Consider the following 20,895-nt stretch of genomic DNA (forward strand, 5'->3'; position numbering starts at 1 on the left):
GCCACAGATGATGGATCCGGTATATCTCGACTACGCGGCGACCACACCCGTTAGGGCAGAGGTCCGGGAGGCGATGCTCCCACTTTTGACGGAGACGTTTGGGAATCCGTCCAGCCCGCACCGTTGGGGCCGCAAGGCCGCTGAAGCCCTCTCGGACGCCCGGGCGACCGCTGCGCAGGCCCTCGGGGCCACCCCCGCAGAGATCTTCTTTACGAGGGGAGGCACGGAGTCGGACAATTTGGCTGTACTGGGAAGCACACGGGCTCTGGCCGACGAAGGCCAGATCCCGACCCTCATTGTTACCTCGGTGGAGCACCACGCAGTTCACGACGCTGCGGAGAAGGCGGAAAGCGCGGGACAGCTCCGGAGAGTGGTCCTCGACGTCTCCCCCGAGGGGACCGTCGATATGGATCGACTCGATGAAGTACTCGCCGAGGGGCACTGCGTCGTCTCCGCCATGTGGGTCAACAACGAAACCGGAATCGTCCTTCCGATCCCTGAGATGGTCGATCGTGTATCTGCGGCAGGAGGCACGATGCATTCCGATGCAGTCCAAGCGTTCGGGAAACTTCCCGTATCAGTGGACGCAGTGCCCATCGACCTACTGTCTGTGACAGGTCACAAGATCTACGGCCCCAAGGGGACAGGACTGCTCTTCGTTCGTGCGGGCACTAAGATCTCGCCTCTGCTCTTTGGCGGAGGCCAGGAACGTGCCCTGCGTCCAGGCACGGAGGACGTGGCGGGCGCGGTCGGCCTCGCCACGGCGATGCGGCTTGGGGTCGATGAGCAGGGAGATCTAAGCGCGCGCCTCCACGCGCTCCAGAGTCATCTTGAGACCAGGGTCACGAAGCTGGTACCCCACGTGCGAATCAATGGCGGCATGGCTCAGCGCGGTCCGCACGTCAGCAGCTTCGGCGTACCGGGCGTCGACGGACAACAGCTTCTGATGGCTCTCGACCTAGAGGGGATCGCAGTCTCTGGCGGGTCCGCTTGTGCGAGTGGCAGCACAGGTGGCAGCCACGTGATCGCCGCGCTTTACGGGGACGACGACCCGACCGCGACGGTACGCTTTTCGCTCGGCCGGCTCAGTACGAAGGAAGAACTCGACCGGGCTGCGACGACGTTCGCAGCGGTCGTGGAGCGACTCCGGGGCCTCGGAGCACCCGCATGAGCAGGGTACTCGTTGCCATGTCGGGCGGTGTCGATTCTTCGGTCGCCGCTGCGCTCCTCGTCGAAGAGGGTCACGATGTCATCGGGGTAACGATGAAGACCTTCTGCTACGACGGAACCCCTGCGCACTCCAAGACCTGTTGTGGACTCGATGGAATTATGGACGCCAAACGGGTCGCTGCTGCACTCGATATTCCGCACTACGTATTCGATGTGGAGGAAGACTTCACAAGGGATGTCATCGACGACTTCGTCTCTGAGTATGCCGTGGGGCGAACTCCGAACCCATGCGTCAGTTGCAACAGCAATACGAAGTTCCCTGAGCTCCTGGAGCGCGGGCGTGCTCTGGGCTGCGATCAAATCGCTTCCGGCCACTACGTGCGCGTGCAGCACGGCGACAACGGGTCATCCCTACTCCGAGGCCTAGACCCGGACAAGGACCAGTCGTACTTCCTCTGGGCTATGCCACGAGAGATGCTTCCAAAGCTCCTCTTCCCCGTCGGAGAACTCACCAAAGCCGAAGTGCGCGATCGAGCCCGAACGTTGGAGCTTGTCACAGCGGAAAAGCCGGAATCCCAAGAGATCTGCTTCGTGCCGTCGGGGAACTACCGCGACCTGCTCGAAAAGAGACTCGTGGCGACCCACCCCGCCCTTCTACCCGGTCCCATCGTTCGGCGGAACGGAGACGTGGTGGGTGAACATCACGGGTACGCAGGCTTCACGGTCGGGCAACGGAAAGGGCTCGGTGGGGGGTTTCCTGAGCCTCTATTCGTGCTGGAAGTACGAGCCGAGACGCGTGAGGTCGTAGTGGGAACCCACGAAGAGCTGTATGAGGACGTCGTAGAAATCGCTGGACTCAATTGGCTACAAGAAGCTCCCGAAGCTGGCTCCATCGTCCACGTGCAAATGCGATACCGTGCGCCCGCGGCTTCCGGGACAGTGGAGCGGCTGGACGACACGCTGATCATCGCCCTCTGTGAACCGTTCGCGGCCATCACACCTGGACAGTCGGCCGTCATATTCGACGACGAAGAGCGCGTTCTTGGTGGAGGCCGAGTCAGCAGGGCCTACACTCGAACCACGGCGTAGCCCTACTCCTGGGTGCAGCAAACGGCCTAGTGCTTCAGGCCCGTCGCCTCCGCGAATTCTTCCATGGCTTGGCGTTCATCGTCGCTGAGTTCGTCGGGGACCTCGACGAAGACCTCTACCAACTGATCCCCTCTCCGTTCACCTTTTTCAACGCCTTGTCCGCGAACGCGAAATTTGGTGCCGGACTGAGTACCCTTCGGCACTCTGAGGACGACCTTCTTGCCGCTCACGGTGCGGACCCGAACCTTCGATCCCAACGTGGCCTGCACGATGTTGATCGGGACACTGACGTGGATATCCAGGCCATCACGCTTGAAGAAGCGGTGCGACTTCACCTTGTAGGTGAGAATCAGGTCACCGGCGGCGCCTCCGCTCTTGCCGCGCTCACCCTGCCCTGACAGACGGACCTTCGATCCCGTATCCACACCCGTCGGGACATTGATCTGCAGTTTGCGTTGCTGCCGCACCGTCCCGCGACCTGTACATGACCCGCAGGGGGTCTCGGGAATCATCGCTCGCCCGAAACATGCGGGACACGGTCTTTTAACCGCAAAACCGCCTTGTCCGAACGACACATGTCCAGTGCCTTTGCATTCAGCGCAAGTCCGAAGGTCGGTGCCGGGCTTGGCCCCGGCGCCCCCACAGGTGGCGCAGTCCTCGGTGATCGAGACGTCGACTGAGACTTTCCCGCCACGGACCGCCGTAAGGAACGGGATCTCGACGACATACTCGACGTTGGGTCCCTTCGCTCGGCCCCTCTGAGGAGCTTCTGGGCCCTTCTTGCCAATGTTGTCGAAGAGAGAGCTAAAGAGATCCGAAATGTTGCCGAAACCACCCTGAAGGTCTTCGAAAGACAATCCAGGGTCGGCACCCACTCCTCCAGGCCCTGGGCGCCGCGTGCTTCCGAGGCCGAACGAGCCCAAACGCCGCATCTGATCGTACTGCTTCCGCTTCGCGGGATTACTCAGGACAGCATAGGCCTCACCAATGCCCTTGAAACGCTCAGATGCTTTGGTATCACCTTGGTTGGCATCAGGGTGGTACTTCTTGGCGAGCTTCCGATACGCCTTCTTGACTTCATCGGGTGTGGCTTTTTCATCCACACCCAAGATCTTGTAGAAGTCCTTCTTCGGCGCCGCCATACCTGCCCCTACCCGTGCTTGTGGACACTCACCCGGGCAGGCCGGACGAGAATACCCTTAAGCGAGTAGCCCTTCTGGAAGACGGCTGCCACCGTGTCATCTAGGGTCTCATCATCGGTTGGCACACGCATCATCGCTTCCATCCGCTCAGGATCGAAAGCCTCCCCAACCGGGTCGAGCATTTCCACGCCGACATCGGTAATTTCCCGCACGAACTTCTTCTCGACCAGATCGATGCCCTCCATAATGGCCTCGACCGTCGCGTTACTAAGGTCCAACTCTGCGACCCGATGAAGATCGTCCAAGACGCTGAGGAAACCCCCGACCAGGTCTGAACGGGCCCTCGACCACGCCTCGAGTTTCTCTTGTTCCGTACGCCGACGGAAGTTGTTGAACTCCGCCGCGAGCCGCAGGTGGCGGTCATTCAGAGCCGCGTAGTCGCCCTTCAGGGCGTCGAGCTCCGATTCGGGCTCCGAATCGTCTACATACGCGTCAGCTGTCTCCGCGCCATCGTCGTCTTCAGATGCCTCGTTGGCTGCCACTGGACCAATGTCGTCTCCAGCCTCGAAATCAACCGCATCGCCATCCACGACGTCACCGTCAGGGGCTCCACCGGTCTGTTCTACATCTTCGGCCATCGCGTCCGTCACATCTCCCTCCGACGTGTCCTGCTGGGATACAGAATCCATCATCGTTTTGTTCTTCTGAGTTCAAGCTGCGGCGTAGAAGATACTACAGGCAGGCGGCGGCGTTCAGAGCCCCTCACCCATATGCAAGAGATACTTCTGGGCCAGCACTAGCGCTGCCTGCGTTGTGCGTTCCCTCACTGCGTGTCGGTCCCCAGAGAAGCAGGCCGTTTCTGACACAATCCCACGGGGCCCGGCAACCGCCAACCATACGGTCCCCACCGGCTTTTCTTCCGTCCCGCCGCCGGGTCCCGCAACCCCCGTGATACCAACGCCGATCGAAGCGCCAAGGGTCATGCGCGCACCCTCAGCCATATGGCGGGCTACAGGCTCGGACACCGCACCAAATTCGACCATCACTGGCCGTGGAACCCCCAACAATGCCTCCTTCACCTCGTTGGCATAGGAGACCACACCACCCAAAAAGACATCGGAAGCGCCAGCCTGCCCTGTCAGGCGGGCGGAGACCATCCCTGCCGTGCAGCTCTCGGCAACCGCCAGCGTTTCTCCCGACTCGCGTAAGGCGTCGAGCACCGCTTCGGCCATGTCTCCACTGGCGGCGCGGAAACGCCACGGCGCAACAACAGGAGCCAAGAGCGCCTCCGCTCGATCAAGCTCGCGCTCAGCCAGAGCGCGGGAAGACGAATGGGCACTCACCCTCATGTCCACCCCACGAAGGTCGGGCAGATAAGCGAGCGAGATCCGGTCGCCCAACTCTCGATCAAGATCGGGAAACGCCTCTCCGATCAACTCCGCGAGCTGGGACTCAGGGACTCCACTGGTGTGGATCAGCCGATGCCATGTGGGTACCATCTGATCCGCATAGCGTTCGCGTAACAGCGCCAAGAAGTCCCCATCGAAGATGGCTTTCATCTCACGCGGCACCCCCGGAAAGAGTACTACCGCGCCGCCTTCGACGTCCATTGCTATCCCCGGAGCCGTGCCGATCGGGTTTTTCAAGACGCGTGCGCCTTCCGGGCTCTCGAACAGAGTGGCAACCGCATCTCGGGTCACATCGTCGGGGGTCGGCCCGAGGCCGCCAGTGATCACGACGAGTTCAGCGCTCCGCATGGCTGAAGTGACGCACTCCTGGATCGCCCCGACGTCGTCTGGGGCGGTGAATCGTCGGACAACCGTCACTCCCTCGGAGGTGAGTCGCCGACCGAGCCACGCAGCGTTGGTGTCTACCGTCTCCCCGAATAGGAGTTCGTTTCCTACCGAGACGACGGCCGCTCGAAGCGGCCCGGTGTGTGGTTTGGAACTCACGGCTGCTTCCTCAGCTTCGAAGACCGACCAGGGACCGGTAGGACCACAGATAGTCCAGCATTGAGTAAACCGTGAGGATCAGGGCCAAGACGAGCGTCACGCCGATCCATCCCGTATGGAATTGCTCCCAGAAAGTCCAAAACGGTCCATCCCAAGCATTCGCCTCGGCGGCCATCCGGACGGGGTACCACAAGAGCAGTCCGCCCATGAAAAGTGCCTGCAGCAGTGCCTTTTGTTTGCCCGATTTCCCAGCCGGTATGATCACGCCTCTCGCCGCCGCATAACTGCGGAAGATCGTGATGAAAACCTCTCGGCCAAAAATGACGACAAGTACCCAGATCGGCATGGGACCCAACCACGGGATCAAGTCTCCCTCAACCCCGCGATGCGAGATGATATAGAAGGGCACGAACGCCGCCGCCATGAGCAACTTGTCAGCGAGAGGGTCAAGGAGCTTACCCATGTCCGTGATAAGGTCGTAGCGCCTCGCCAAGTACCCGTCGTAGACGTCAGAGAGCGCGGCCGCGACGAAAAGGACAAACGCCCAAACGCGAGTGCTCATGTCCGGAGCCAGCGCCATATATGCGACCGCAGGCGCCACGATAATCCGCACGACCGTGATGACGTTGGGAAGGGTGAAGCGATTCTCAGACACTGAGTCTCCCCCTAACTATTCACGAGAGCGCTTTGATGACCAGCTTACTCACGCAGGAGAGGGTCTCAAAGACACCCTTCCCCTCGATCGCTACACCCTCGAAGTCCGGCACACCCATTGGGTTGATCTGAGCACGGAGTTCTTCCACTGAAAGGATGTTGGGCATATCGCGCTTGTTGTACTGGATCGAAAACGGGATCGTCTCGAGGTCGTAACCATAGGCCTCGAGGTTGTCATACAGGTTGTGCATCGACTCGATGTTCGCTTCAGCGCGCGTCGCCTGAGAATCCCCTACAAAGATCAGGCCATCCACACCCTTCAAGATCAGCCGCCTGCTGGCGTTGTAGTACACCTGGCCAGGGACAGTGTAGAGATGGAAGCGGGTCTTGAAACCTCTTACTTCGCCCAGGTCGATAGGCAGAAAATCAAAAAAGAGCGTTCGCTCCGTCTCCGTTGCGAGCGAGATCATCTTCCCCGTCGTATCGGGGTTCACCCTGGAATAGATGTATTCCAAGTTCGTAGTCTTACCCCCGAGACCAGTCCCGTAGTAGACGATTTTGCAGTTGATCTCACGCGAGGCGTAGTTGATCATCGACATGGGTCGACGCTACCTCTTCTCGCTGGACGGTTGGGAAGTCAGCCGGACCGTACAACGCATCCGGCACTGAGGGCCTACAAGCTAACCCTGAAAGTGACCGACGGAAAATCCTGTCTCCCCGGGCGGTCGGCAAGGTCGAGTCCGGCCGGTTCGAGGGCAAGATGGGGGTACTCATCCGACATGTGCCACCTCACCCTCCATCCGCTCAACGATGGCGGCGGCTCTCTCCCTAAGCATCTTGCGCGGCTCCCAGGCAACGAAGTCTCTGAGCAGGCGGATCATGTCCACAGATGCAGGCTCTTTGCTTACATGCCCGAGCGCGGCGAGCCGGCGGAGCGCTCGTGGATTGAATAGATCTCGCTGGTGACGTGTGATCTGGTCACGAATAATCAGGGCTGCGATCGCCCCCGCCGCAGCTGCCGCGAGCACAGTGAGCCCTGCGCTTCGGATCTTCTTGTTCATCTCACATCTCCCGCCTTCCGACCAACGCCTGAGCAATGGTCGTCCCGTCCACGTATTCGAGGTCACTCCCGACCGGGATGCCACGGGCCAATCGAGTGACCGTCGGCCCCAACGGCCGAATCTCCTGCTCCAGATACACGGCGGTGGCCTCACCCTCCACACTGGAGTTCGTGGCCACAATCACTTCTCTGACTTCGCCGCCCGACCCGTTGATGCGGTCCATCAGCGACTCCATATGCAACTCATCCGGTCCGATTCCGTCCAACGGGGATAGCCTGCCGCCCAAGACGTGAAAGAGCCCTCTGAACTGCCCTGTCCGCTCGATGGCACCTACCTCATAAGCCTCCTCCACCACACAGAGCACGCTGCGATCCCGTTTCGGATCCGCGCACACTTCGCACAATTCGTGTTCTGAGAAATTCCCACACACGTCGCAAGGACGCACCCGATCCGCGACGTCACTCATGGCACGTGCGAGTCGACGAGTGTCCTCCTTGGTGCCCTTCATTAGGTGATGGACGAGTCGAAGGGCCGTCTTTGGGCCGACGCCAGGAAGGCGAGAAAACTCGCCGGTGAGACGATCAATCACCGACATGTGGCAATCCTTTTCCGAATCAGAAGAGTTTCGGGAGGCCGGGAATATTCATCGGCAGCCCGCCCGTGACCTTCTTCATCTCACCCTCATACTCGGCCTGGGCCTTTGTCTGAGCCTTGTTTACCGCCGCTAGGACCAAATCCTCAAGCATCTCGACATCGCTTGAGTCCACACAAGTGGGATCGATTTGCACCTGCTTCACAGACCCCTTTCCATCGACCGTAGCGGTGACCATCCCACCACCCGAAGAAGCCGAAATCTTCTTTGCCTCCAAGGACTGCTGGAGTTCCGTCATCTTGGCCTGCATCTGCTGGCCGAGTTGCATCAGCTGCGAAAGATCTGTCATAGGTTCGGTCGAAGTTGGACTGGTTAATCCATCAGCTCTAGGTCGAGTTCTTGTACCGCCTTCTCTAGGCGGGGTTCCTGGCGATAAAGGGCCTTCAATGTGTCTTCGCGGACCTCATCTTCAGTGACCCGAGCGGGACCTTCCACGGGACTTTCCGAGCTCGGGGCCGCCAATGCCACCGGACGGCCTAGGTAAGGGCTCAGTCCTCGGATGATCGTAGCCCGGACCGTCGCTTCCCCGATGCGTTCCGAGGCAGGCCCCGGCAACAACGTGATTTCTACGGCGCCGTCGTCGAGTTCGCGGACCGTCGCGGACCGCAGGAACGCGCTCAGACCTCGGGGTACGTGGTTGCCCGAATCGAGCCATCTCGTCCAGGCTTCTTCCACCCGAGTTGATGGCACGATGTCATCCTCCGGGATCTCGGAGAGCACAACGGCCTCTGGGGCCTCCTCGATCACTCCATTCACCGGCGTTGCCTGCGACGCCGACACGCTCGCCACTTCTTCCGGCGGCGGCGATGCTGCGACGGTGGTGGAGGCTCTTGAACCGCCGCTGCTTCCACCCGCCGCGCCACCCTCAGAAGGCGGAGCTCCCCCGAGCGCGTGAATCAGCTCCTCGAGCGCGACAGTGCGATCGAGGTAGCCGAGCCGTAACAGAAGCATCTCGATCAGTACACGTGGATTGGGACTGCGGCGAAGGCTACCCTGCGCCTCGAGTTCAGCTGCCGCGGCCAGCATCCTCACGAGATCGCCCGACTCGAATAGTTGGGCACGCGCAGCGAACTCGCCCTTCAATTCCGGTCGAATATCCATCGCCGTATCTGGAGCCAAGCGCAGCCGGAGCAGTGCTCGGAGCGTGTCCAATAGGCCGTGATAGAACTCGACGAGATCGTATCCTTCGTCGACCAACCGCTCGACCAAGTCGAAGATCTCAGCGTGACGATCTTCAGAGAGAATATCGAGGAGATCGAGGTATCTCTCCTCCTCCACTAGGCCGAGTACTCGGCGAACCGAATCGGCTTCGACGTCTCCACCCGTGAGGGAAATGACCTGGTCGAGAAGCGACAGTGCATCGCGCATTCCGCCGTCTGCCTTGCGGGCGATGAGGCGCAACGCGTCCTCGGGCGCCTTCGCACCTTCCCGCTCCAGGACCTTGGCAAGCTGACGCATGATGTCTGCGACACCGATACGTCGAAAATCGAATCTCTGGCACCGCGAGAGAATTGGCGCTGCGGATTGCTGGATCTTCTGCGGCTCTGTGGTCGCGAACACGAAGATGACCCGCGGGGGCGGCTCCTCGAGGATCTTGAGGAGGGCGTTCCAGGCCTCGCGGGTAAGCATGTGCGCCTCATCCACGATATAAATCTTGAAACGCCCATCGCTCGACGGAGCATACATCGCGCGCTCTCGCAGATCCCTCGCATCGTCGACACCTCGATTCGACGCCGCGTCGATCTCGACTACGTCGAGAGCCGTGTGCCCTGCCCAGATCCGACCGCAACTGTCGCACTCTCCACACGGTTCGCCGCCGTCGGTTCTCTCGGAGCAGTTGAGCGCCATGGCAAGAACGCGGGCCAGCGTCGTCTTTCCGACGCCTCTAGGGCCGCAGAACAGGTAGGCGTGTCCAACACGCCCCCCGGACACCGCTCGGCGCAGAGTCTCAGAAACGTGCTCCTGGGTCGCCACGTCGGCGAACGAGCGCGGCCGGTACTTTCTAGCTAAGGCAGTATGCGCCAAGGAATTACCACATTGCGAGAGCCCCAGGAGCTGATCCCTCCCGTAGCGATTGGGACTCCGCTAGTAAGGAAGGAAAAGTGCCCCAGGCGACCCGCAGCGACGATCACCACACTTACCGCTGCTACCGGCGAGGTCCTGACGGAATTCATGGGCTTTCACCCTACGGACCTGGGGCACCACGAAGCTATTCTGGGGCGTCGGGTCGGTCAACGCGCAACCGACCTCAAACTCGTTCAATTAGCGCCAGCCAGGCCTCCATGCGTCTTCAATATGCTCGAGACGCGTAGTGAGCCCCGCGGTATCGACCTCAACGGCAACGACATCGAACCTGACATCCACTTCCGACAAGCCCATGCGGAAGAGAAAGTCGGCAGCGACGAGCTCAATTTCACGACGCTTGCGCAGATTGACCGCCAACTCGGGAACGCCGAAGGCGCGGCCAGTTCTAGTCTTGACCTCAACAAACGCTACAAGATCTCTCTTCCGCACAACGAGGTCGACTTCTCTTCTTCCGAACCGGACATTTTGGACAAGGACCTCCCACCCCCGACCCTCTAGGCATTCTCGGGCGAGGGCTTCGCCTCGCGCCCCGAGGGAGTGCGGCGGATATTCGGACGTGGTCATCGAAGACAAACGTCGATCAAACGACATCACGGAATGGTCCAACGAGCCATCTAGAACCCGCTAGCTCACGCTGCGGTGACTTCGCCCAAAGGGGCACACACGTCCCGGCCGATGGAGTTGGCGATGACCCGGACCTGGTCCATCAACGCGCCAAATTGGTCGGGATACAACGATTGAGCGCCGTCAGACATCGCCTTCGTCGGATCTGGGTGCACCTCAACAATCAACCCGTCGGCTCCGGCGGCCACCGCCGCACGTCCCATGGGTGTGACCATGGACCGAATTCCGGTCCCGTGGCTCGGGTCAGCCACGATCGGCAAATGGGAGAGCGCCTGAACCACGGGGATCGCCGCGAGGTCGAGGACGTTTCTCGTGTGAGTATCGAAGCTGCGCACGCCTCGCTCGCACAGAATCACATTCGGATTCCCTTCAGCGAGAACATACTCCGCGGCCAGCAAGAACTCTTCGATCGTCGCCGCCATGCCACGCTTCAAGAGTACCGGTTTGCCTGTACGGCCAGCGCGTCGGAGCAGTGGGTAGTTCTGCATATTGCGGGCGCCGATCTGTACGATGTCTGCATACTCAGCCACCAAGTCCGCGCCGTCCGGATCGAGCGCCTCGGTCACAATCGCCATGCCCGTCTCTTCTCTTGCCTTGGCGAGAAGCACGAGTCCATCCTCTCCCAAGCCCTGGAACGAGTATGGCGAAGTGCGGGGTTTGAAAGCTCCTCCGCGTAACACGGTGGCCCCCATCTCCTTCAATTGATGGGCGACGCCTAGGATCTGGCCTTCACTCTCTACGGCGCAGGGGCCCGCGATAATGACCAAATCAGATCCGCCGAAGACCGTGGCGTTCGTCAAACGCACTAGGGTGTCATCAGCCTGCCACTCCCTCGACACCTGCTTGTACGGATGGGTGACCGGGATCACCTCTAGCACGCCGTCGAGCCCTTGTAGCCTCCCTGCGTCCACACCACCATCATTGCCAATGAGACCAACAGCAGTGCGCTGTCCGCCCGGAATCGGGCGGGCATCGTAACCCATATCCTTTATGACCCCGACGACCGATTCAATCTGGTCTGCAGAGGCCGAGTTCTTCATCACGACGAGCATTACATTCTCTCAGTATTGGAGGCGGGCCTATGCCTAAACGGGTGTTGCCTACCGCCCGTTGTGTCCTCACGGAGATGCCCCTGCCGTCCCAGGCGGCTAAGCACCGGCCTTCATATCCTCTGCTCACTTACTTGTACCCCGGCTTCCGGTGTGAGCCGGAGGGTAGGCTTGCAGTATGTCTTCTTAGGCGAGTCCGGCTGCCTGCAGTGCTTCCTGGAGTTTCACACCAACGATCGTACTCACGCCGGGCTCTTCCATAGTCACACCGTAGATCCAGTCCGCCGCCTCAATCGTGCGCGGATTGTGGGTGATGATCACGAATTGGCTTTCACCCTTGAAGTCCTGTAGTAATCTGATGAATCGCCCGATGTTGTTCTCGTCCAACGGGGCATCGACTTCGTCTAGAACACAAAACGGGCTCGGTTTGACCAGGTAGATCCCGAAGAGCAGCGAAAGGGCGGTCAGAGCCCGCTCTCCACCCGAAAGCAGATCAATACGCTGAGTCTTCTTTCCCTTTGGAGAAGCATGAATTTCGATCGGGGCTTCTAGGGGATCTTCCCCTTCCTGGAGCCAGATGTCGGCTTCTCCACCTTCGAACAGCCGGAGAAAGGTCTCGCGGAAGTTCACTCGAATGGCGTCGAAGGTGCCCATGAAGAGTTCGGTCGCCGTCTTGTTGATCTCACGAATTGCAGACCGAAGATCATTCCGAGCCTCGACCAAGTCCGCTCTCTGCTCCGTGAGGAACTCAAGGCGTTGGCTCTCCTCCTCGTGCTCCTCTACGGCCAGCATGTTCACCGGCCCGATCTTATCGAGTGCGATGACGATCTCGCGCAATTCCGCCTGTAGGTCCTCCTGTTCGCCCTGAACCGGCGAAGCCTCTTCCAACAGAGCTTCGAGCGAACGCCCCCACTCTCCCTCTAGGCGTTCCCGAATTCGATCAATGCGCCCACCCAGTTCCTGGCGTTCGAGCTCAAGTTCGTGTCGACGATCTGAAGCGGCGCGTTCTGCCGTGCGTGCTTCACGAACCCGACGTTCTGCGTCCGCCAGTGAGGCAGCAACGGACTGAAGTACCTCGTCACGTTCACGCACTACGGTCTCGGCAACGGTCCGCTCACCGAAAAGGCGCTCAGTGGCAACGTCACCCTCAGATCGAATCCGTTGCGCCGCGGCCTGCTCTTCTCGCAGCGTCTTTTCTTCTTGATCCAACGCCTTCATTCGTTCAATGGCTTGAGCGTGGGCGGTCCCGATGGACTCGAGGCGCTCGCTCAGACGCTTCACATCGCCTTCGAGTCGGGCCACGTCGACGGCGAGACGTGCTTCCTCCGCACGTGCTGTTTCCCACTCCTCCTGAACCGCCTCCATTGCCGCGCGCGCTTCGCTACGCTCCTGGTTCAGGCCCTCCTCCTGCTGGAGGAGAATCTCACGATCACTGCGGGCCTCTTGGGCACGCTGAAGCGCTCGGACTCGGGCGGCCTTGGTCCCCTTTACCTGCCGGGACAATTCGTCCCGGAGTCGATCCATTCTTCCCTGCCGATCAGACTGGGCATCGACCTGGCTCTGGACCTTCCTCAGATCGTCTTCGGCACCCCGCATCGCTTCACGCGCCTGCTCGAGTCCCGATTCCGTGGCAGTGAGGGATTCCTCGGCAGCCACCTGGGCTGCGCGGGCTGTGCTCTCAGCTGCACGCGCCGCGTGGAGATGTTCCGCGACTTCTTTGATTTCTTCTTTCCGTTCGAGCACGCCCGAGGCACCCGAAGGATTCCCGACACGAACTACGCCCTTCGCTCGCGTGACGATGGCATCTCCACCCTGTGGACGATCCGCACCGTCAAGGAGTGCCTTCACCCATGTCGCGCCTTCACCATGCGCACGCACCCCGTCCAGCAGATTGCCGCTCGCCGAGCCGGTGTAGGGGACGGAATCCAGCGATAGGAGGATCAAGCCCCCCCCACCTTCCCAGGAAGACGTGAACCACTCGACGACAGCGTCGACGACAGCGGAGTCCCGGACGACCAACGCGCGTGTGAGGGCACCCAGGTACGCCTCCACGGCAGAAGCCGACTCCGCGCCGCCCTCCATAAAGTCCGCCAAAGTGCCAAGCACACCGTCTATTCCAGAAGCCAGCGCCGCCTTCACCGCAGGATCGAACCCCTCCCGATCACGCTCGAGTCTCTCAAGCGCGGAGTGCCGCGCGGCGAGTGAGGCCGCCTGCTCCGCCGCAACACGCTGCTGAGCACGCGCTGATTCCAACTCGGCTTTGGCCGTAGCGACATCGGCACCGGCCTTTTCGACCCCGGCACGCGCTTCATCAAGGCGATCGGTGAGGTCCTCAAGTCGGCCGGAAAAGAGGTCCCCCTGCGACTCCAGATCCGAGAGGGCCTCAGCCGCGCCATCGAGTTCTTCGGACACCGAAGAAAGTCGGTGCTCCAGTTCTTCGGCCTGCGCATCCGAAGACTGAGCATCCCCTTCAAGCTGCGCTCCACGTCGAGCGAGGTCCCGCTCACGCGTCTCTACCTCATCGAGCCGCCCCCGGGCCTCCTGCAGTCTCGTCCGGATCTCTTGCACGTCCACCGCACGTTCGCCAGCAACCTTCCGAATTTGATCGAGTTCTTCTGCTACCCGATCCCTGTCGGCACCGAGGACACTTTCATCGCGGGCAAGAGACTCTGACTGCTCACGGGCAAGGGCGCGCTCTTCATCGATCTTCGCGAGGCGGCGTTCGGCGTAGGCCGCCCGTTCATCCGCAACCGCGAGGTCTCGCTCCCATTTCACCAGCGCCTCGCGAACCTGCTCGAGTGCCTTGGCAGCTTCCGTACGTTCCTTTTCCGCGCTGACTTCCCGGAGGCGAAGAGACTCATATTGAGCCTCAGCAGAAGTGAGTTCCGCGACCTTCCCCTCACCGGTGTGGATGTCCCCCTCCAACTCCTTCTCGACTCCAGCAAGACGTTTGCGGAGCGTATCCAGTTGATGCCGCACGACGGAGACTTCAACGTCCAATCGCCTCTGGCGGTACTCCAGATAACGCTCCGCTTTCCCCTTCTGCCGAGACAGCGATCGGACCTTCGTCTGAACTTCCGCGATCACGTCCTCGAGGCGCTGCAGGTCCATCTCTGCCCGCTCCAACCGTCTCGTCGCGGCCTTCCGCCGATCCTTGTACTTGCCGATCCCGGCGGCTTCCTCGAATAGGCCTCGGCGCTCATCGGTACGGTCCGAGAGAATGGCGTCAATCATTCGATTCTCGATCATCGAATATGCGTTTGCGCCTAAACCTGTATCTCGGCATAGGTCGACAACGTCCCGTAAGCGACACGCCGAACGATTGATCGAGTATTCACTGCCACCGTCACGGAAAACCTGGCGCCCCACCTCCACCTCTTCGAAGGGAACCGGGAGCGCGCCGTCTTCGTTGCTGACTGTCAACGAGACCGAGCCTCGGTTGACGGGTCGGCGCCCCACGGTGCCTTGGAAGATCGCCTCCTCCATCTTCGCACCGCGGATGGCGGTCGGCCGCTGTTCTCCGAGGACCCACCGAATCGCGTCGCTGATGTTTGACTTGCCGCACCCGTTGGGGCCGACGATCGCGGTGATGCCGTCGTGGAATTCGATCGTGGTCGAGTCCGCGAAGGACTTGAACCCGTGCACCTTGAGAGAGCGAAGCTTCATGTAGTGTTTGGAGTTGTCACTGAACGCGGCCTATGCGAGTCGTAAGCGTTGCGTTGTCGAGGCCCTGAGCTATCAGGTGGCTCTGTAGATACGAGGCTTCTTGCTCATCCACGTATGCACCCGCGTACACGCGGTACCGCGTCGTCCCGTCCGAGAAGTCGATTGCGAGCGAGTAGGCAGGGACACCGAGACCGCGCAGCACCTCGACCCGCTGAGCAGTCGCCTCTTCGTCGAGAAGCTCACCGAGTTCAAACGCGAGGGGCGTCGTTCGCACGACCCACGAAGCACTGCTCACAGCGGTTTCGAGCGCCAGACGATCCGCGAGGGTCTCCGCCGACATTGAGTCTGTCGCCGGCCCAACGAGCACGCGATAGTAGACGGTGCCGTCTACACGCACGGGTGCGAGGATGGCGAACACGCCCGCGGCCGCTTGGAGACCAGTCAGGCGGCTCATGGCCACCGTCTCGTCCTGAAACGCGCCCACCGCCACGGAGTGGCTCAACATGAGCGTCGACTCCGCGAGCGGCACCGACCGAGCGACCTGAAGCGGACCCTCTGCGGACGGCACTATCGGCACTTCAGGGGACAGTCCAGGAATTTGGACCCAACCCATCACAGCCGCGCCCACCATGGCTAGCATGAGGGTACTCAACCCGAGCAGCACTCGATTCCTCGAACCTGGTGCCGCAACTTCACCGGCGCCTTCGTCACCCAGTATGGATCCGCTGACCACAGCCTCGTCCACCTCAGGCGCTAGCGGAGGCTCCAGCTCTGGCGCCATCGACTCTGCATCGGGCAGAAATTCGATGTCGGACGGTTCGTCCCGGGGGCCGACCTCCGGATGGTTCCCTTCACCCTCGTCCTCCGGGACCTCCAAGGTTTCGAAGAGATGAGCCTCCAGATCGGAGTCAGTCTCTAGCACCGCCAGCGACGCTTGCCCAGATACGGCCGTTGAGGGTCCGGACACGAGGCAAACCACTCCGGCGGCTTCAGCCAACTGCCCGGAAACATCCTCATCTTCGTTCGCGAGAACGACGATATCTGTCGCGACGCGAAGTACGTGTTCCGTGCCCGGGCACTCCGCGTGCGCAAAAGCAACCAGAGTTACTCCGGCATCGAGAAAACCCCTGCACAGCCTGTCCCAACGCCCGTGTCCAAGAACCTGTGATGGATCAGCCGCTCCGGTGCCGGCTCCGATGAAGAAGTAGCCGCCATGAGGAGCAGCACGAGCCACTCTACGAACGGAGGAGCCAAACAACACGACGTCTCCGACGCCCTCGGCATTCGGGGCGTCCACAGCGGCATGAAGGGACGGCTCATCCAGTCCCACGTCAGCAAGAACGACGCGTCTTCCCTCGGCGCTCCAACCCGTCACCATCCCGAGGACAGCATCGATCGCGAAGCCGTCTCGCCTTGCACCTCGAGTCGTAAGCACCACCACCAACCTACCAGGACGCTCGGCGTGCTCCGGCAGCGAGGGAGTCCGACTCGCGTCGTGTTGACTCCAGTTGGGAAGGTCGACCATAGGCGGCGGGGCGGCTGTCGTTTGGACCCCGTGTCTGCGGGGCTTCTAAGTTGGTTCCGGGGGCTCGGCCACCTGCCCGCGTCCGTGACAAGTTAGACCACGCACTCCGGGTGAGCAAACGCGCTGTCGCCTCAAAAAACTAAGCATCCCAATGCTTATCTGACGATGGCTCGCTTCCTGTTTACCCCGGCTCTTCGGCTTCTTCTGGAGCTTCCCAGCGCGGTGCGTCACCCCAGAGATTCTCGAGCTGATAGAAGTCTCTGGCTTGGGGGTGGAACACGTGCACCACGAAATCGATGTAATCCACGAGCACCCATCGGCCACCGCTCTTGCCCTCGACGTGCACCGGCCGATGGCCCTCCTTCTTGAGCTCTTCCACCACGTTGTCCGTGACTGCCTTCACTTGCACGTCGGATTGCCCGGAGGCAACAACGAAATAGTCGGTAGCCGTGGAAATACCTCGCAAGTCGAGCACCACGACGTCACGGGCCTTTCGCTCCAACGCCAACTCGGCAGCCCGCCGTACCTCAGGCGGAAATTCCTCCGGCTTAGCGTCTATCACTCGCAGATCAGCCTTCTTCTCTCTCGACCCGAACTTCGATCACAGACTCCACCTCGGCATGCAGCTTCACCGCGACGGACACAACTCCAATCGACTTGATCGGCTCTTCCAGCACGATCGTGCGACGATCGAGCTCAAAGTCGAGGTCTCCTGCGTTGGCGCTCTCGGCGATGTCAGCAGCCGTCACCGAACCAAACAGCTTTCCGTCCTCGCCAGCCCTCTCGTTAAACACCAACGACAGCCCTTCGAGTTGAGACGCTCTGCGGCTCCCTTCGAGGCGATCGCGACGCGCGACTTCATCTGCCTTCGTCCGTTCTGCCTCGATCTTCACCATGTTGGCCTCGCTCGCGACATAGGCAAGGCCCTGTGGGAGCAGGTAGTTCCGCCCGTAGCCGGCCTTCACCTGAACCACATCGCCAGCCTCACCGAGTCGATCGACGGACTGCTTCAAGATCAGCTTCATTATTCCTCCAAACGTCCTATTGAGGTCAGGCGGCCACTTCACGAGCGCGTCGACGCAAGTCGAGCCAGGTATCACCGATCCCGATCACCATCGCGGCACCAAGTACCACGGGGGTCAACAGAAACAGTCCCAAAGCCGTCATCACGTATCCGAACCACGAGAAGCCGCCACTTACAAACACGAACACGGCTGCCCCACGCAAAGCGTAGAGCGCACCCATAAACGCCACAGCGTTCGACCCCACTCGGTCGAGCGGATCGCTCAACGTCGTGGCCAAGAGCATCACGCCCCCGATGAAGATCCACACATAGTGGTCATTAAATCGAAAGTCTCGCAAAGGCCCGATCACATCCGAAGTCTGACGATTGAGGCGCGCGTACAACCACCACGCAACTCCCAGCCCCGCGATCGAAGCCATACCGGTCAAAGCCGGAAAAATCTCCAACTGAGACTCTGCCATCTCGTACATCGCTGTCACGAACGCCGGGGAGAGTGCCTCCCCGCCCCGCAATACCGCCGCGGAATCCACTAACGTGGCGATGCCACCTCGGACACGGTCTGTGATCGTCCAGTCCAAAGCACTCCACGCACCGGCTCGGACAGATATCAAAACCGCGACGCTCACACCCGCACTGAGCACCGCGCCCACCGCGCGAGTGAAAAACCGCCACTCCGGGCGCGCGACGACAAAGGCTAAGAACCAACCCGCCACGATCACTGCCCAAGCACGCTCGACATACCAAAACCCGTCGCGAACACCTGAACTTGCGATCAACACGGCCAGCGCTGCCGCCACGAACATCGGCGTGCCGCGCACCCCTCTCATACCTACAAAGAGAAGAAACGGCACGCCGATTAACACGGCGGGCTGAAAGACCGAGGTCGTCGCGGCGAGTCCGAAGAGCGCAGCAGCACGAAGCCACTCGCGGCCTTCGCGAACCGGTACTTGGGCCTCCTGCACGCGACTAGCCTTCGTCGTTACGCGTGTAGGGAATCAGCGCGAGGTAACGCGCGCGCTTCACGGCCCGACCCAGCTGACGCTGGAATCCAGCACTGACCTTCGTGGTGCGGCGCGGGATAATTTTTCCCTGCTCCGTCACAAAGTGAGAAAGCGTACCGACATCCTTGTAGTTGAGCAGGATGATCGGAGGGCCTTCAATGCGACGACGGCGACCTCGGGGACCCGTGTACTCCGGCGGCCCGGGACGGTCCGAATCCTGGACCTCCTCCTCGGATTCGGGGCGACGATCGCGATCGTCATCGTCGTCCTCGTCCTCGTCCTCGTCCTCGTCGTCCTCCTTACGGGCGCGCTCCGGGCGAGGTTCACCTAAAAGTGAGTCGCCATCGGTCGGCTCACCCTCGTTGAGGACCAACAGATAACGCATGACTTCGCCGTCGAGCCTAATCAGACGCTCGTACTCCGGCAAAGCTTCCGCCACGGCCGTGAAGTGACCTACGACGTAGTAGCCTGCTGTTTGCTTGTTGACTGGGTACGCCAGTTGGCGAAGGCCCCAGTGGTCGATAGCGCTGACTTCGCCGCCCATTGCGATGGCGAGCGAGTGGAGCTTCTCGAGCTTGCTGTTGACCGCGCTCTCGTCGAGCGCCGGGTCGAGGATGTACACGACCTCGTAGGTCCGCATAGATCTTCCCTCGGTCCGTAGGTTAGTCACGGGCTCCGTGAAAGCTGTTCCCTGGCGTGCGACGCCGGTGAACTCACGAAGCGGGATCATTGTCTTGTGCCCCTATTGGGCAGTCGCAAACCTACTACAACGTGGTGCGGCTTGGAACCTCTCGCGTCTGGGGCTTCGCGGGTCACGCGGAGGCCGAAGCGGAAAGAGAAAGAAGACGCGACGAACAAGACGCGCGCCGTCGCTTAGCGAGCCCGGAGCCCGTGTAGACGAGCGGCCCAGAAAAGCGGCGTATCCCCTGGCCGCCGCCGAATCCTACCTAGCCGCCAACTGCACAGCCCGAATCAAGTGCGGATACCGCTCAAAGCCCCACGCGGCCGCCTCGACGTTCAACCGCTCGCGATTGGTGTGGGCGAAACGCTCCTCACCCGGCGCGAAGCCGATCGTGGGGATGCCGTTCACGCCGCATGACCAACCGCCGTCGGTCGCGAACTGCCACGGGCGGACTTTGGCATCGCCTTCCGCTCCTCTTCGGCCAACAGCCCCAGCTGCGGCTTGCACCACTGGGTGCTCAGGGTCCATAAGGAACCCCGGCGTGAACAGATTGCGGTCCGCGACGAGTCCGGTGTACGTGACCTGATGCTCCGTCGCCATCCTGACCTCAAAGGACAGTCCGCTGGGGAGCTCCGGGATCCGCTGTTCAACCGCCGCACGGACTCTGGCAACCAGCGACTCGTCCGAATCAGTTGGCAGAATTCGCCAATCGATGGCCATCACCACCTGGTCCGGGATCACGTTGCGGGTCTCAGGTAGCACGTTGACCATCGTTGTAACGAGACTCGACGCACCTAGGACTTCATCGGACCCCTGCGCCTCCGCCAAGTCATGCACGGCGGCCAGGGCATCGCCCAGCAGATCGAGAGCATTCGCCGCACGATCGGGGACGCTCGCGTGGCCCGCTTCACCGCTGAGCACGACCTCCAACTCCGCCCTCCCTCGATGCCCGATGCAAACGTCTCCCTGCGTCGCTTCACCGATGATCACGATGGCCGGCTCAACATCGCCCGACTCGAGCAGGTATTTCATGCCCAGGCCACCTCGTTCCTCGAACACCGTATGTGCGACGATCACATCTCCGGGAGCTTCACCGATCATGGATGCGGCCGCATACGTCTGAAGCGCGAGAGGACCTTTGATGTCCATGGCGCCCCGCCCGTGGAGAAAGCCGTCTTGGACCGCTCCGCTGAAGGGCGGCACCTCCCATTCTGAATGATCACCCTCCGCTACCACATCGAGGTGGCAGTTGAGCATGGCCGCAGGGGCATCACCACGCCCGCGCGCGACACCAATGACATTTCCTGCCGCGTCCACACGGATGTCTTCCAGTCCGAGAGCTTCCATCTCTTGCTGGAGACGTTGGGCTACATCGCCCTCCTGGCCCGATAATCCCGGCGTGGCGATCAGGTCTGAAGCAAATTGGAGTGCATTCTCGAAGGTCGGTGCTTTGGCCATGGTACGTCCCCTTAATGAACGACGGGGCCTGCCCGTAGTAGGCAGACCCCGTCTTATCTAG

20 protein-coding genes and 1 pseudogene are annotated in these 20,895 nt (G+C 61.1%); 3 read left to right on the forward strand and 18 right to left on the reverse strand.

The window, feature by feature from the left end:
* The first annotated feature begins 7 nt into the window (after positions 1-7).
* The gene (locus tag P8L30_11635) at positions 8-1,171 is read left to right on the forward strand and encodes a cysteine desulfurase family protein (protein MDG2240844.1); all 1,164 of its coding nucleotides are present in this window, start codon (positions 8-10) and stop codon (positions 1,169-1,171) included.
* Positions 1,168-2,259, forward strand: coding sequence for a tRNA 2-thiouridine(34) synthase MnmA (gene mnmA / locus P8L30_11640; GenBank protein ID MDG2240845.1), 1,092 nt, complete (start codon positions 1,168-1,170; stop codon positions 2,257-2,259). Before P8L30_11635 ends, mnmA begins: the two co-directional genes overlap by 4 nt.
* Before the next feature lie 26 nt (positions 2,260-2,285).
* On the opposite strand, the gene dnaJ is transcribed toward mnmA, so the two are convergent.
* The 9 genes from dnaJ to dnaX form a co-directional block, all read right to left on the reverse strand.
* Complete coding sequence (dnaJ, locus tag P8L30_11645) at positions 2,286-3,401, reverse strand: molecular chaperone DnaJ (GenBank protein ID MDG2240846.1); 1,116 nt, start codon at positions 3,399-3,401, stop codon at positions 2,286-2,288.
* A gap of 8 nt (positions 3,402-3,409) precedes the next feature.
* Positions 3,410-4,093: a nucleotide exchange factor GrpE gene (locus tag P8L30_11650; GenBank protein MDG2240847.1), complete on the reverse strand. Its 684-nt coding sequence runs from the start codon at positions 4,091-4,093 to the stop codon at positions 3,410-3,412.
* 60 nt (positions 4,094-4,153) lie between these two features.
* Positions 4,154-5,353, reverse strand: coding sequence for a nicotinamide-nucleotide amidohydrolase family protein (locus tag P8L30_11655; protein ID MDG2240848.1), 1,200 nt, complete (start codon positions 5,351-5,353; stop codon positions 4,154-4,156).
* Positions 5,354-5,363: 10 nt separating this feature from the next.
* Positions 5,364-6,008, reverse strand: coding sequence for a CDP-diacylglycerol--glycerol-3-phosphate 3-phosphatidyltransferase (pgsA, locus tag P8L30_11660; protein MDG2240849.1), 645 nt, complete (start codon positions 6,006-6,008; stop codon positions 5,364-5,366).
* Positions 6,009-6,027: 19 nt separating this feature from the next.
* A complete protein-coding gene (locus P8L30_11665) occupies positions 6,028-6,606 on the reverse strand; it encodes a hypothetical protein (GenBank protein MDG2240850.1) in 579 nt (192 codons plus the stop codon).
* A gap of 171 nt (positions 6,607-6,777) precedes the next feature.
* Positions 6,778-7,068: a hypothetical protein gene (locus tag P8L30_11670; protein ID MDG2240851.1), complete on the reverse strand. Its 291-nt coding sequence runs from the start codon at positions 7,066-7,068 to the stop codon at positions 6,778-6,780.
* Position 7,069: 1 nt separating this feature from the next.
* Complete coding sequence (gene recR, locus P8L30_11675) at positions 7,070-7,663, reverse strand: recombination mediator RecR (GenBank protein ID MDG2240852.1); 594 nt, start codon at positions 7,661-7,663, stop codon at positions 7,070-7,072.
* 19 nt (positions 7,664-7,682) lie between these two features.
* A complete protein-coding gene (locus tag P8L30_11680) occupies positions 7,683-8,009 on the reverse strand; it encodes a YbaB/EbfC family nucleoid-associated protein (protein ID MDG2240853.1) in 327 nt (108 codons plus the stop codon).
* A 23-nt stretch (positions 8,010-8,032) separates the two neighbouring features.
* Positions 8,033-9,745 (reverse strand): DNA polymerase III subunit gamma/tau, encoded by a 1,713-nt coding sequence (dnaX, locus tag P8L30_11685; GenBank protein ID MDG2240854.1) that lies wholly within the window; start codon positions 9,743-9,745, stop codon positions 8,033-8,035.
* Here dnaX and P8L30_11690 point away from each other — a divergent pair.
* Positions 9,737-10,303: a hypothetical protein gene (locus P8L30_11690; protein ID MDG2240855.1), complete on the forward strand. Its 567-nt coding sequence runs from the start codon at positions 9,737-9,739 to the stop codon at positions 10,301-10,303. The genes dnaX and P8L30_11690 overlap by 9 nt on opposite strands.
* A gap of 131 nt (positions 10,304-10,434) precedes the next feature.
* Here the strand turns inward: P8L30_11690 and aroF are convergent, their stop codons facing one another.
* The 9 genes and pseudogenes from aroF to P8L30_11735 form a co-directional block, all read right to left on the reverse strand.
* On the reverse strand, positions 10,435-11,481 hold the full coding sequence (gene aroF / locus P8L30_11695) for a 3-deoxy-7-phosphoheptulonate synthase (protein MDG2240856.1): 1,047 nt from the start codon (positions 11,479-11,481) through the stop codon (positions 10,435-10,437).
* A 183-nt stretch (positions 11,482-11,664) separates the two neighbouring features.
* Positions 11,665-15,144 carry an AAA family ATPase gene (locus P8L30_11700; GenBank protein MDG2240857.1) on the reverse strand — a complete coding sequence of 1,160 codons (3,480 nt, stop codon included), beginning with the start codon at positions 15,142-15,144 and terminating at the stop codon, positions 11,665-11,667.
* Positions 15,145-15,160: 16 nt separating this feature from the next.
* Positions 15,161-16,669, reverse strand: coding sequence for an SPOR domain-containing protein (locus P8L30_11705; GenBank protein MDG2240858.1), 1,509 nt, complete (start codon positions 16,667-16,669; stop codon positions 15,161-15,163).
* A 181-nt stretch (positions 16,670-16,850) separates the two neighbouring features.
* A complete protein-coding gene (gene rsfS, locus P8L30_11710) occupies positions 16,851-17,231 on the reverse strand; it encodes a ribosome silencing factor (GenBank protein ID MDG2240859.1) in 381 nt (126 codons plus the stop codon).
* A gap of 7 nt (positions 17,232-17,238) precedes the next feature.
* Positions 17,239-17,694, reverse strand: coding sequence for a 50S ribosomal protein L9 (gene rplI, locus P8L30_11715; protein ID MDG2240860.1), 456 nt, complete (start codon positions 17,692-17,694; stop codon positions 17,239-17,241).
* Between the two features lie 25 nt (positions 17,695-17,719).
* A complete protein-coding gene (locus tag P8L30_11720; protein ID MDG2240861.1) occupies positions 17,720-18,655 on the reverse strand; it encodes a hypothetical protein in 936 nt (311 codons plus the stop codon).
* A 4-nt stretch (positions 18,656-18,659) separates the two neighbouring features.
* Positions 18,660-18,854: a 30S ribosomal protein S18 gene (rpsR, locus tag P8L30_11725; GenBank protein ID MDG2240862.1), complete on the reverse strand. Its 195-nt coding sequence runs from the start codon at positions 18,852-18,854 to the stop codon at positions 18,660-18,662.
* 219 nt (positions 18,855-19,073) lie between these two features.
* Positions 19,074-19,334 (reverse strand): annotated as a pseudogene (gene rpsF, locus P8L30_11730) (30S ribosomal protein S6).
* Positions 19,335-19,637: 303 nt separating this feature from the next.
* Positions 19,638-20,834, reverse strand: a complete 1,197-nt coding sequence (locus P8L30_11735; protein MDG2240863.1) for a M20/M25/M40 family metallo-hydrolase — start codon at positions 20,832-20,834, stop codon at positions 19,638-19,640.
* Between the last annotated feature and the right edge of the window lie 61 nt (positions 20,835-20,895).

The sequence above is a fragment of the Longimicrobiales bacterium genome, assembly GCA_029245345.1.
GTDB lineage: Bacteria > Gemmatimonadota > Gemmatimonadetes > Longimicrobiales > Gaopeijiaceae > CALFPJ01.